Raw genomic sequence first — 12,969 nt, forward strand, 5'->3', positions numbered from 1 at the left:
ACCCGGAAAACCGGGTGGCCTTTTACAATCGCTCGCTCGGCGCTGGCGATCAGTGCGGCTGCGGCTCCATGCCGCCTTCGGCCTCACCATCGCCCTTGGCTTCGCCATCGCCCTTCACTTCACTCGGGCCGTCCTTCTTGGTGCCGGCCTTCGGCACTGCCGAACCGCGGCTGCCGGGAGAATCGTCGCCCAGATCGCGGGCGGGCTTCTCGCCCTTCAGCAGGGCCTTGATCTCGTCACCCGTCAGGGTTTCGTATTCAAGAAGGCCCTCGGCAATGGCGACGAATCCATCGTGGTTATCAGTCAGGATACGCCGTGCCTCGGTATAGGCCTCGTCGATCAGACGGCGAACTTCGGTGTCGATCGTCTGCGCCGTTGCTTCGGAGACATTCTTCGACTGCGAGACGGAATGGCCAAGGAAGACTTCCTGCTGGTTCTCACCGTAGGAAACCTGGCCAAGAGCATCGGAGAAGCCCCATTGCGTGACCATGGCGCGGGCAAGCTTGGTGGCCTGCTCGATATCCGAAGACGCGCCTGACGTGATGTTCTCCTTGCCGAAAGTCAGTTCCTCGGCAACACGTCCACCCATCATGATGACGAGGCGCGACACCATCCACTTGTAGCTCATGGAGTAGCGGTCGCCTTCCGGCAGCTGCATGACCATGCCGAGTGCACGGCCGCGCGGGATGATCGTCGCCTTGTGCAACGGATCGGCCACGGCAACCTTCAGCGCGGTGATGGCATGGCCGGCTTCGTGGTAGGCGGTCAGCTTCTTTTCTGCCTCGGTCATGGCGGAGGAGCGGCGTTCCGCACCCATCATGATCTTGTCCTTGGCGTCTTCGAATTCCTGCATGGTGACCACACGCTTGTTGCGGCGGGCGGCCATAAGGGCAGCTTCGTTGACGAGGTTCATCAGGTCCGCACCCGAAAAACCGGGGGTGCCGCGGGCCAGAACCTTGAGATCGACATTCGGCGCCAGCGGCACGTTGCGGATATGCACCTTGAGGATGCGCTCACGGCCAACGATGTCCGGGTTCGGCACGACGACCTGACGGTCGAAACGGCCGGGACGCAGAAGTGCCGGGTCAAGAACGTCAGGACGGTTGGTGGCGGCGATAAGGATGATGCCTTCATTCGCCTCGAAACCGTCCATCTCGACCAGCAGCTGGTTCAGCGTCTGTTCGCGCTCATCGTTACCGCCGCCAAGACCGGCGCCACGATGGCGACCGACAGCGTCGATTTCGTCGATGAAGATGATGCAGGGTGCGTTCTTCTTCGCCTGTTCGAACATGTCACGCACGCGGCTTGCACCGACGCCCACGAACATTTCCACGAAGTCCGAACCGGAAATGGTGAAGAAGGGCACATTGGCTTCACCGGCGACGGAACGCGCCAGAAGCGTCTTACCGGTACCGGGAGGGCCGACCAGAAGCACGCCGCGCGGGATTTTACCGCCGAGGCGCTGGAACTTCTGCGGATCGCGCAGGAATTCGACGATTTCCTCGAGGTCCTGCTTGGCTTCGTCCACGCCGGCAACATCGTCAAACGTCACGCGGCCATGGGCTTCCGTCAGAAGCTTGGCCTTGGACTTGCCAAAGCCCATTGCGCCACGCGAGCCGCCCTGCATCTGCCGCATGAAGAACAGCCAGACGCCGAGGATGAGGAACATCGGCAAAAGCGTACCGAGATAGCTCAAAAAACCGGAGGATCCGTCGCTTTCAGGACGCGCCACGATGGTCACGTTCTTGCTTTGCAACCGCTCCATCAGGCTGTCGTCGATGACGGGGGAATAGGTCTGAAAGGCCGTGCCGTTTTCGGTATAGGTTCCGAGAACCCGGTTACCGGTGACGGTCACGTCGCGAACTCGCCCGGAATCCACATCGCGAAGAAACTGGGAATACGGAATTTCCCGCGAACCCGTTTGCGTCGGCGACGTCTGGAACATGCTGAACAGCGCGATCAGCAAGAGGGCGATCACGGCCCACAAGGCGAAATTTCTGAAATTTGGGTTCATCGAACTCCCCGAACTCACACGGGCATGTTTGCTGCCCGCTCTTACGTGCCCCTAACATAAGGACGACATCTGCCGTTGCCAAGGCGAAGGGCGTTATCTGATGCGTTTTGGTGTAAAAAGTATTCCAAGGCAATTCACGAAAAAGAGGCCGGATTTAAACCGGGGGCTGTGGATATGCCGCCCGTCCGAATAAATTGGCGATTGCATTCGCCAACTCCAGGTCGAAGCGCGGCAGGAAAAGATCAAAAGGTGCAAGCCTCGGCGTAATGATGATGGCATCTGATAACGAACCCGGCCCATCCGTCGCTGCGACGATTTGCGGCAGACCCGCCATTGCCGGCTTCGCCACCCCAGCCGGTACCGACGAAAAAAGCGCAGCCGCTTGCGCAGCGTCACCGGTCCTGCGCGCTTTGACATGGACTGGAAAAGCCGATCCGTTCTTCACAAGGAAACGATCGTCCCACAGCCCCTGTTGATACGCGCCTACTGGAAGCTCCGGCAGGTTTCGCTGCTCGCGAAACATATAGAGCCCGTCCCTCCGACGATCGAGCAGGACGCGCCCAACCGTCAGTCGCCCGTTTTCACCCGTTTTGAGAAACCGCAAAACGCGCTCCATGCTGCCTGCGGCGGGAAAATATGCCCTTCCGCCCAGGGTGGCGACCAGCGCCGCCAGCCCATGCCGGAACTCTGGAAGATCGGGATCGATGCCATCGCCGGCCAATCTGGCCAGCGCGGCGTGAAAGACCTCTGTGTGACCGCGCAGGAAAATGGCTGTTTTTTCGGAAAGCGCCTGTCTTTTCAGAGAAGCCTCCACATCGATACGGACAGGGGAAGGGGCAAGCGCCTGCCGCACCCGCACTCTCTCATATCGGATATTCTCATTGCTCGGATCGTCAAACCAGCTGCGTGAGCAGGACGAGACGTAGTCGCGGATCGCCTGCCTCTCGCACATCAGAAACGGCCTCATGATCCAGTGACGACTATCGTATAAGACTGCGTCCGCCATGCCGGAGAGACCTGGATTGTCAGAGCCGCCGCCGCGGGCGGCACGCATCGCCACGGTCTCACGCTGGTCGCCGACGGTATGTCCGGTCACGACAAGATCGGCGCCGATCTCACGGGCAACCTCGGCAATTAGGCGGTAACGGGCAAGCCGGGAGGCTTCGGAAAGGCCCGAGGCCGGTTTGGCATCGTCCCATCGGCGAATGACGTGGGGGATGCCAAGCTCCGCACAAAGCACGCCGACCTTGAGCGCCTCATCGGCGGATTCCGCTCTCAGCGCATGGTCGACCGTAACGGCGGAAAGTCGCAAACGGTCCTGACTCCATTCCGCTGCTGCCTCATGCAATGCCAGCAACAGGCCGGTTGAATCACTGCCGCCGGAGATTGCGACGAGGATATGGGCGGGTTTGCGAAGATTTTCGACAAACGACCTTGCCGCCGCAAGCGGCGCAACTGTCCTTTGGCTCAGAATACGGGCATCAACCGGCATGGAAACACCCGCAACGCAGGGAAAAATCAGCAGCTCAGCCGCTTCTGTTCGCTGGCAACCTTGTTCAGCACGGTCTTCGAAGCACTGGGATAACGCTTCGGCACCTCGCGCAGCGTGGCGCAGGCGGTTTCGGTATTGTCGAGAGCGGCAAGCGACATGCCGAGCTTCATCAGCATTTCCGGCGCTTTCGGAGATTTGCCATAGGTCTGGTGACCGTTCAGGAAGGTTTTTGCTGCCTCGTTGAACTTGCCCTGCGAATATAGCGCCTCGCCCAGCCAGAAGCTGGCATCCGCAGCCTTAGCGCCCTTGGGATAACCCTGGAGATATTGCTGGAAACCCTGCTCCGCCAGCTTGTAGTCACCGGAAAGAACATGGCCGTAAGCGGCCTGATAGATATCGCTCTCGCTGGTCAGCGCCGCCGTATTGACCGGATCGGTCTTGCGCGGGCTATTGCCGGTGGTCACACCGGGAAGACTGCCTGACGAGTTGTTGGCGCCCTGATTGAGCGTACCGCCAATCGGCATTCCCTTGGAATCGAGTTCGATGGAGCCGAGTGTCGTCTCTCCCGGTGCGCCTGTCGGCGCATTGGAAGGAGCAGATGGCGAAACGGAAGCGCCACCCTCGGGTGGCGTTTCGATAATCGTTGCAACGTCGTCGGTCGGTGGCGTGGCCGGACTTACCGGACTGGCCTCCGCCTTCTTTTTCGGCGTCGCGGGACTTGCGGCCTTGCCGCCGGCATTGCCGCTTTCCAGTTCCTGGAAGCGGAACTCATTGTCCTCCTGCGCCTTGCGGATCGTTTCCTGCATCTGCAAAAGCTGGAAGCTCATTTCCTCGATACGGCCGTTGAGCTGCCGGATCTGTTCTTCAAGCTGCTGAACCCGATAGGCTTCATTGGCCTGAACCCGGACGACCGGGGCCTGTTGAGAGTTGATCGTGCCGAAGCTACCCCCCGCACCGAACAGCGGACCCGAAACGGCGATGCCGCTCAGGCCGGTGCAGGCTGCAAGCCCCAGCATTCCCGCCACGACAAGTTTCTTCATCTCATTCGTCCTGCCTTAACTGATTTGCACCGGAATGGCGCAAGCCGGATTTTTTCCATATCAACCAAAAAAGCAACTTAACTTCGGCCAAACTATGAAAAAAACAAAAGGCGGCCCGAAGACCGCCTTCCATTTGAGATCACAATAACGTCAGGCAATCACATGCCCGCGCCACCGAGAACCGTAACGGCGCGGCGGTTCTGCGACCAGCAGGAGATGTCGTCGCAAACGGCGACCGGACGTTCCTTGCCGTAGGAGATCGTCTTCATGCGGTTTGCCGGAACGCCCTGGGAAGCCAGGAAGTCACGGGTTGCAGCAGCGCGGCGGGCGCCGAGTGCAAGGTTGTATTCGCGTGTACCGCGTTCGTCGGCATGGCCTTCGACCGTGATCGCGTAGTTCGGGTAACGGGCGAGCCACTGTGCCTGGCGCTGCAGGGTCTGCTGCGCATCGGCGCGGATCGAGGTCGAGTCCGTATCGAAGAAGATGCGGTCGCCGACATTGACCGTGAAGTCCTGCTGGGAGCCCGGCGTTGCGGAACCCGCGCCACCAAGGCCGAGTTCACCGGCGCTGTTCGGCATGTTCTTCTTGTTCGCGCAGCCTGCGAGAGCAAGCGCGAGCGTCATGGCGATGACAGCCGGGTTACGGGCCAGTTTCTGCATCGGGCTGAGTGCCGAAATGTGTGTACGGCTCATCGCCGGTCTCTCCTTGGAATTTCAATAACGTTGCCAGACAATAACTGATCGCGGTTAATAGCCGGCAAACGCTTATGGTTAACAGAAAGGAAATGTCCCACTTTTTTGCTCCCTCACAACAGTTTGCGGCAAGAAAGAGGCGCATTCCCGCATGGCATGCATAAAACATGACGGCGCCGGATATTCCGACGCCGTCATGACAGTCATATCAGTCCAGAAGCGGCGACCATGCCGGGTCCGAAGCAAAGGTCGGCGTCTTGATGAGCTGTTCGTTATAGCCCGTCAGGTCGATCGAATAGAGCTGCGGACCGCCGGCACCGGCGTTCTGACGGAAGAACATCAGCACGCGGCCGTTCGGCGCCCAGGTCGGGCCTTCATTGTGGAAGCCGCTGGTCAGAATGCGCTCGCCCGAACCGTCGGTCTTCATCACGCCGATGGAGAACTTGCCGCCCGACTGTTTGGTGAAGGCGATCAGATCGCCGCGCGGCGACCATACCGGCGTGGAATAGGAACCATCGCCGAAGGAGAGGCGCTGCTGGCCGGAACCATCCGCATTCATCACATAAATCTGCTGACGGCCGCCACGGTCGCTTTCAAAGGCGACGCGCTGTCCATCCGGAGAAAATGATGGCGCCGTATCAATCGCGGACGTGTTCGTCAGCCGCGTCGTGGTGCGCGAGCGCAGGTCCATGGTGTAGATATTGGCGTTGCCATCCTGCTGCAGACTCATGATGACCTTCTGTCCATCAGGCGAGAAGCGCGGCGAGAACGTCATGCCGGGGAAGTTGCCAACGACTTCGCGCTGTCCGGTTTCCAGCTGCAGCAGGTAAACGCGCGGCTGCTGGCCCTCGAAGGACATGTAGGTCACTTCCTGACGGTTCGGCGAGAAACGCGGCGTCAGAACGATGTCATTGGAATTGGTGAGGTTACGGACGTTGAAACCGTCCTGATCCATGATCGACAGCTGGCGCTTGCGGGCCGTCTTCGGGCCGCTTTCGGAGACGAAGACAACGCGGGTGTCGAAGTAACCCTTCTCACCCGTGATCCGCTCATAGATGGCATCCGCGATGATGTGGGCGACACGGCGCCAGTTTTCCGGCTGGGTGAAGAATTGCTGGCCGGTCATTTGCTGGCCCGCAAAAGTATCCCACAGCCGGAATTCGGCACGCAGGCGGCCATCGCTTTCGCGTGTCACGCGGCCGGTCACAAGCGCCTGGGCGTTGATAACCTTCCAGTCTTCAAAACGCGGCTGCTGATCCGGACTGGTAATCTTTTCGATGAAGGCGCTCTTGTTGACCGGCGCGAAAAGACCGGAGCGCTGCAGATCGGCTGCGATGACGGCCGAAACCTGGGCACCGATGCCGTCTCCCGACATGAAGTCGGTGATGGCGATGGGCAAGGGCTCGACGTTACCCTTGTTGATGTTGATTTCCACCCGCGCAAAAGCCGGTGCGGAGAAAACCGACATGAGGGCCGCGACAGCGAGCACCAGCCGGATCGGCGAGAATATTTTCATGTTGCCAGGCCTTTCAGCATTCATAGCAATTCACTGGGATCGAAGTTCACAACGACTTCGTTCCATGCGTCATATTTGTCGGCAGGAAGGTTCGTGAACGGAGCAGAACGCATAATGGCGCGATAGGCTCCGCCGGAAAGAGCACGGCGCGTTCCTTCGGAACCGCCCGTTGCTTCGATCTCGGGCCGACCGATGATGGTTCCATCACGGTCGAGCTTCATGGTGACCCGAACGCGAACGTCCGAGGCATCCGCCATGCCGGGAATGATCTGCCAGTTCTTCTGGATCGCGCCACGCAGCGCATCCATTTCCGTCTGGCTGAGCGTCGAACCGCCCGTTGTCTTCTTGCCGCCAAGCGAAGCGGTTTGCGTCGACCGCTTCGCGCCGCCACCGGAGGGCGCCTGCTTGTTCAACAGGGCTGCAACATCGTCGGCGTTGAAATCGCTTTCCTTGGACGAGGCGGATTTCGCCGTCTCCTGCTTCTTCTCGCCCGGCTTCTTGTCGGAAGGCTTGTCGGTGGACTTTGCCTGGTCGGGCTTGGTCTCGGCCGGTTTTTCAGCGGGCTTCTGCTCTGCAGGCTTGGTTTCAGCCTGCTTCGGCTCTTCCGGCTTCGGCGGCTCGGGGCGGGAATTCGGGCGTGGAACGTTCTGCGGCACGGGAATCTCGGCCGGCTCCTGCGTGGCCGGCGGCGGTTCTTCCGCCTTGGTTTCCTGCGGGGGCGGCTCCGTCTTCGGCTGGGGCGCAATTTCAGGTTTGGTTTGCGGCAAGGCGGCCATTTCCTGCGGCTTGGGAGCCGAGGTCTCTTCCTTGACGATTTCCTTTACCTCGTTCGCCTTGGTATCGACGACCGGCTGCGGCTTTTCCTGCTTTGGCGGGGCAGCGGCGCTGATATTGTCGTTAGGCTTGGTGGTCGGCGTCGGCGGCGCGTCAAGATCGGCCGTGTTGTTGCCGACATTCTGGGCGTTCTCGATGATGTCAGGACGTGTGGTCGGAACAGGAGCGGACTTTTCCGCCTTCGGTGCCTTCTTGTCGCCCTGCTGGATCTGGGTCAGTTCCTCAATGGGCACCAGTTCCACCGGCAAGGCCTCGGCCTGCGACACGTCGAGCGGTTCCGGCGAGCCCAGGGAAACGAGGGCGAAAGCCAGAAGCGACGCATGCACGATCGCGGATGTGGTGATGCTGCCCTTCATCGTTTTACGTCAATTGTCCTGTTTCTGCTGGGTCACAAGGCCGATATTCTTGAAGCCCGCCGCCTGGATACGCGCCATCACATCGGCGACGACGCCGTATGCGGCAACGGAATCCGCGCGCACGAAGATACGTTCGTTATAACCAGTCGTGGCGATTGCCTGCAGCTTGTCGGCCACTTCGGCCGCCTGGATTTCGGTCTCCTGCAAATGGATCTGGCCATTGGCATTGACCGAAATGGTGATCGGCTGCGTGTCCGAATTCAGCGCATTGGCGGATGTCTGCGGCAGATCGATCGGTACGCCGACCGTCATCATCGGCGCTGCCACCATGAAGATGATGAGCAGCACGAGCATGACGTCGACCAGCGGCGTCACGTTGATCTCGCTTATCGCGCCGCCTTTGCGCCGTCCGCCGCGCCCACCCCGGCGTCCACCGGAACCGCCGCCGCTGCCACCTGCTGACATACCCATATCATCTACTCCATTTTGCCTTGCGGCAAATTACTGCACAGCATGCATTGGGGCCGCTTATTGGGCGGCCTGCCGTGTCTGAAGTTTTTCATCGATCTGGCGCGACAGGATCGCGGAGAACTCGTCGGCGAAGCCTTCCATACGGGCGGAAAGCTTGTGCGCGTCGGCCGTGAACTTGTTATAGGCGATAACTGCCGGAATAGCCGCGACAAGGCCGATAGCCGTTGCCAGAAGCGCTTCGGCGATACCCGGCGCCACGACCGCAAGGTTGGTCGACTTCGAACCGGCAATCGCCTGGAACGAGGTCATGATACCGACAACCGTACCGAAGAGGCCGATAAAGGGACCAGCCGAGCCGATGGTGGCGAGCGAACCGAGGCGAGCCTCATATTGTTCGCCTTCACGCGCGATCGTTACATCCATCGCCCGGTCGATACGCATCTGCAGACCGATGGGCGAACGCGCGCCGCGTTCGAATGATTTTTTCCATTCCCGCATGGCGGAAACGAAAATTGCCGCAAGACCGCCATTCTGGCGTTCCGCCAGCGTGCGATAAAGCTCCTCTAGCGACTGGCCAGACCAGAAGACCTGTTCGAACTGGTCGAACTGGCGCTTTGCCTTGCCGAAGCTCACATATTTGTCAAAGACGATCGCCCACGTCCAGACCGAGGCGGCGATAAGTCCGATCATCACGAGCTTCACGATGAGGCCCGCCTGCATAAACAGTGCCCAGAGACTTACATCGTGCGTCGCCGCTGCCAAACCTGCCTGTTCCATAAATATCCAATCCCCGAATCCAAACGCCCGGTACGGGACCGGGCGATTCAAACGCGTGTTAACGCTCGAAGTCATGCGGCGACAGCCGCCAACCCCTTTGCCATACCCCGATACTTGCCAGTAAGCCTTACTTGCCAATAAATTTGGTGAAAGGAAGGCGTGCGCCGCACAAATGCCAGTTGCTAAAGTAAGACACCATTATGGTTAAAGGAGTGTTACAACCGCGCCACGCCTGGTGGATTTACTGGACCGGGCCGCCAATTACTTCAGGAATTTTTCCGCCACCGTCTCCGGAAGACGCCTTGGGCGACCATTGGCATTGATGACGGCAATGATGACCCTCGCGGCAACCAGCAGGGTTTCACCACGCCGGATTTCCTGATTGAGCACCATTTTCGCGCCGCCGGCCTTTTCTGTCACAGTGGTGATTGTCAGCACATCATCCATCCGCGCCGGGGTCTTGAAATCGATCTCCATGCGGTGGACGACGAAAACAAGGCCTTCCTCGTCAGCCGTCAGAAGCGCGCTCTGCTCGCAACCGAGACAACGCAGGTAATCGGTGCGTCCACGCTCGAGAAAATGCAGATAGCGCGCGTGATACACGAGGCCGGAAAAATCCGTGTCCTCATAATAGACGCGTTGTGTCAGGCGGTGCCCGTGTTCGATGAGTTCGCCTGAAAGCGAAACCAAAAGCTCGCTCATACTGTCTCCCTGGAAAGTTCGGCCGCATCGAAGCAACCTTCGCGGACGATAAGATGCTCGTGGCGCTGGGGCAGGTTCTCGATGCGGTCTGCAATAAAACGAGGCCTGAGATCGTGATCCAGCAGGGTGGAAGATTGCGCAGGCAGCCAGCGGAACTCTACCTCGACGCCATCCAGCACCCGGTGCACGATATCGGTACCATGGAAAGGAAAGGCCTGGCGAAGCGAAACCAGATAATAAAACGCCAGCTCATGCGCGGCATAATCGTCATAGGCGAAAAAATTCTCGGCCGACCAGAGGAGGCGCTCAACGGTACAATCCCGATCAAGCTCCTCGCCGATCTCGCGGATGATGGTTTCCTGCGAGCTTTCGCCTATTTCCGCCCGCCCGCCCGGCAAGGCCCAATAACTGTCCTTGGTGCCGCGCTGGACGAGAATATGGTCGTTCTGAAAAATAAGCGCCGCGACGCGCATGCTGAAAAGCTGCGGTTTCCGGTCCAGCCGGATCATGTGGCGTTCGGGGGCAGAAGTCATTTATCGTCCAGATCGCCGTCATGCCAGACGAGATGTCTCGTCGTCTTCGGCAGGTGTTCTATTTCGTCGGCGATGAAATAGGGCGGAATATCAAGCTCCGTCAATGCCTGCCGGGTCGCCGCGACCCAGCGGAATTCCAGCTCGTTATCGCCGTCCTGAACACGGTGGATGATTGCGGTGGGATGAAAAGCCAGCGTCTCCGGCAAGTCCATCAGGTAATAGAAACCGAGTTCGTGCCAGTCCTTGCCCTCGTAGTGGAAAAAATTCTCAACCGCCCATAAAAGCCGCCCGACCTTGGCCTCGACGCCAAGCTCCTCCACCATTTCGCGCGCCAGCGTTTCCTCCGAGCGCTCGCCCATTTCGGCGCGGCCACCCGGAAAGGTCCAGAATTTTTCATGCGATGCCCGGTGCACCAGCACGTGTCCATCACGAAACGCCAGCCCTGCGACACGCATCTGGAAAATGCGTTTCGGCTTGAACTTCATGCGGATGCGGGTGTCCTGCGTCTTGTTATCGTGCGTCATTGTCCGGACCTGCGGGCTGGAAACATCAAATCGGTTTCCGTCCACCCTAACGCATCCATCTCTTCTTTTCTTGCCTTTGCATCATCGCCCACAATGAATTCATCCAGTTGCGGCGGCTTGATCATGGTGCCGGACAACATGGCATGCGCCTGCCCCCGATGATGCGTCTGGTGCTGGAAGAGATGGGACAGGATATCGTCGCAGCGATCCTGCTGGATGCGCGTGCCGCGATGGATATTGACGGTTGCGGCAAGGCCGTCTTCATCGAGCCCGTCGACAAAGGCGATCAGTACCTCGTCCAGGTCCATCTGGGCGCTCCGCAGCGCCGGCATCGTGGCGAAGGGCTCCTCTGTGGCAAAGGCAGCCAGACCGAGCGTCCCGCCCTGGAGGGCATCGATATAGAATCGGTCGACGGTGTAGATGTGGTTCAGCGTGGCGCGGAGCGTTGGAAAGAAGCTGACACGACGGGCGATAAACTCCTCCTGCGAAAGCTGAAGACAGGCTTGGTGCAGCCGGAAATTGGCCAGCCGGTTGTTGCGCGCGAGTTTGCGGAAGATCCGCAGCGGATCGTAAGGCATATGGATTCCTCCATTGACGTCGAATATCGGCGTTTTCAATCGACGCGTTCAAGCTCCGATCTGCTTTTCAGAACCCTGGCGCCGTCTTCCTGTTCGATCAGATAGGCAGGCTCCTGCCTGCTCGCCCTCCGCTTTATTCTGGAGCCGGCGATGGTGCGTTCGACATTATCCGTGAAAGTCTCGACGATTTTACCTTCACCGGTACCACTGCCCCAGTTCCACCGGACCTTCGTGCCCTTGCGATACACCAACATGATCATCTCCGTACCAAAGACGATCAAATGCCGGCACGCCGGGCTTGTTCCCTCAATCCTCCTCCAGCGTCAGCCGGAACTGCGCTGCCTCAAGATCCTTGGGCGGCTGCATTCCCAGATGTTTCCAGGCCGTCCCGGTCAGAATACGCCCGCGCGGTGTGCGCTGGATGAAGCCCTGCTGGATCATATAGGGCTCGATAATATCCTCGATCGCATCGCGTGGCTCCGAAAGGCCGGCGGCGATGGTTTCGATGCCGACCGGGCCGCCGCCGAAATTGACGGCGATCATGGTGAGATACCGCATGTCCAACTGGTCGAGACCCATTTTGTCGACCAGCAGCCGCGTCAAAGCTTCGTCGGCGATCTCACGCGTGACCGCTTCCGCCCGCGCCACCTCGGCGAAATCGCGCACGCGGCGCAAGAGCCGGCCGGCGATGCGCGGCGTGCCACGGGCACGCCTTGCCACCTCGCGCGCGCCTTCATCGGTCATATTCAGCCCCATCAGCCGCGCGCCGCGCCGGACGATCAGCTCCAGCTCATCCACCGTGTAGAAGGCCAACCGGACGGGGATGCCGAAACGGTCGCGCAGCGGCGTCGTCAGCAAACCGAGACGCGTGGTCGCGGCAACGAGAGTGAATTTGGAAAGATCGATCTTGACCGAACGGGCCGCCGGCCCCTCGCCGATGATGAGGTCGAGCTGGAAATCCTCCATGGCGGGGTAGAGGATTTCTTCCACCGCCGGGTTGAGGCGGTGGATTTCATCGATGAAAAGAACATCGCGCTCCTCGAGATTAGTGAGAAGTGCGGCAAGATCGCCCGCCTTGGCGATGACAGGGCCGGATGTCGACTTGAAGTTGACGCCAAGCTCCTTGGCCATGATCTGTGCCAGCGTGGTCTTGCCGAGGCCGGGCGGTCCGACGAACAGCACGTGATCCAGCGCCTCGCCACGGTTCTTGGCGGCCTCGATGAACACCTTAAGATTGGCGCGGGCTTCCGCCTGGCCAGTAAAATCGTCCAGCGACTGTGGACGCATGGTGGTGTCGATATCCTCACCGCGCTTGTCCGCAGAAATCAGTCTGTCCGCATCGCTCATTCAGGGCATTCCATTGTTCTAAACCGAATTCATGAGATGGTCTTCGCCGCTATATCATGACTGTCGCATCAAGGCGCTTCACGAAATTCAATA

At 59.6% G+C, this 12,969-nt stretch carries 14 protein-coding genes; all 14 read right to left on the bottom strand.

The window, feature by feature from the left end:
* Positions 1 to 49 precede the first annotated feature (49 nt).
* The 14 genes from FY152_17990 to ruvB all read right to left on the bottom strand — a co-directional run bounded on the left by FY152_17990 (position 50) and on the right by ruvB (position 12,876).
* Entirely contained in the window at positions 50 to 2,014 is a 1,965-nt protein-coding gene (locus FY152_17990; GenBank protein ID UXS34047.1) for an ATP-dependent metallopeptidase FtsH/Yme1/Tma family protein, read from the bottom strand.
* 154 nt (positions 2,015 to 2,168) lie between these two features.
* A complete protein-coding gene (tilS, locus tag FY152_17995) occupies positions 2,169 to 3,506 on the bottom strand; it encodes a tRNA lysidine(34) synthetase TilS (protein UXS34048.1) in 1,338 nt (445 codons plus the stop codon).
* A gap of 26 nt (positions 3,507 to 3,532) precedes the next feature.
* Positions 3,533 to 4,546 (bottom strand): tol-pal system protein YbgF, encoded by a 1,014-nt coding sequence (gene ybgF / locus FY152_18000; GenBank protein UXS34049.1) that lies wholly within the window; start codon positions 4,544 to 4,546, stop codon positions 3,533 to 3,535.
* Between the two features lie 158 nt (positions 4,547 to 4,704).
* Positions 4,705 to 5,238: a peptidoglycan-associated lipoprotein Pal gene (gene pal / locus FY152_18005; GenBank protein UXS34050.1), complete on the bottom strand. Its 534-nt coding sequence runs from the start codon at positions 5,236 to 5,238 to the stop codon at positions 4,705 to 4,707.
* A 208-nt stretch (positions 5,239 to 5,446) separates the two neighbouring features.
* Positions 5,447 to 6,754, bottom strand: a complete 1,308-nt coding sequence (gene tolB / locus FY152_18010) for a Tol-Pal system protein TolB (protein ID UXS34051.1) — start codon at positions 6,752 to 6,754, stop codon at positions 5,447 to 5,449.
* A 20-nt stretch (positions 6,755 to 6,774) separates the two neighbouring features.
* On the bottom strand, positions 6,775 to 7,944 hold the full coding sequence (locus tag FY152_18015) for a hypothetical protein (GenBank protein UXS34052.1): 1,170 nt from the start codon (positions 7,942 to 7,944) through the stop codon (positions 6,775 to 6,777).
* 9 nt (positions 7,945 to 7,953) lie between these two features.
* Positions 7,954 to 8,415 (bottom strand): protein TolR, encoded by a 462-nt coding sequence (gene tolR, locus FY152_18020; protein ID UXS34053.1) that lies wholly within the window; start codon positions 8,413 to 8,415, stop codon positions 7,954 to 7,956.
* A gap of 57 nt (positions 8,416 to 8,472) precedes the next feature.
* Positions 8,473 to 9,192, bottom strand: coding sequence for a protein TolQ (gene tolQ, locus FY152_18025; protein UXS34054.1), 720 nt, complete (start codon positions 9,190 to 9,192; stop codon positions 8,473 to 8,475).
* 261 nt (positions 9,193 to 9,453) lie between these two features.
* Complete coding sequence (ybgC, locus tag FY152_18030) at positions 9,454 to 9,894, bottom strand: tol-pal system-associated acyl-CoA thioesterase (protein ID UXS34055.1); 441 nt, start codon at positions 9,892 to 9,894, stop codon at positions 9,454 to 9,456.
* Positions 9,891 to 10,427, bottom strand: a complete 537-nt coding sequence (locus FY152_18035; protein ID UXS34056.1) for an NUDIX hydrolase — start codon at positions 10,425 to 10,427, stop codon at positions 9,891 to 9,893. Before FY152_18035 ends, ybgC begins: the two co-directional genes overlap by 4 nt.
* Entirely contained in the window at positions 10,424 to 10,951 is a 528-nt protein-coding gene (locus FY152_18040; protein ID UXS34057.1) for an NUDIX hydrolase, read from the bottom strand. Before FY152_18040 ends, FY152_18035 begins: the two co-directional genes overlap by 4 nt.
* On the bottom strand, positions 10,948 to 11,529 hold the full coding sequence (locus FY152_18045; protein ID UXS34058.1) for a damage-inducible protein DinB: 582 nt from the start codon (positions 11,527 to 11,529) through the stop codon (positions 10,948 to 10,950). The genes FY152_18040 and FY152_18045 overlap by 4 nt, the downstream gene beginning before the upstream one ends.
* Positions 11,530 to 11,564: 35 nt before the next feature.
* Positions 11,565 to 11,780 (bottom strand): HVA1 family protein, encoded by a 216-nt coding sequence (locus FY152_18050; protein UXS35102.1) that lies wholly within the window; start codon positions 11,778 to 11,780, stop codon positions 11,565 to 11,567.
* Positions 11,781 to 11,835: 55 nt separating this feature from the next.
* Positions 11,836 to 12,876 (bottom strand): Holliday junction branch migration DNA helicase RuvB, encoded by a 1,041-nt coding sequence (ruvB, locus tag FY152_18055; GenBank protein ID UXS34059.1) that lies wholly within the window; start codon positions 12,874 to 12,876, stop codon positions 11,836 to 11,838.
* Positions 12,877 to 12,969 lie beyond the last annotated feature (93 nt).

Origin of the sequence: Agrobacterium tumefaciens, assembly GCA_025560025.1 — a bacterium.
Lineage (GTDB): Bacteria > Pseudomonadota > Alphaproteobacteria > Rhizobiales > Rhizobiaceae > Agrobacterium.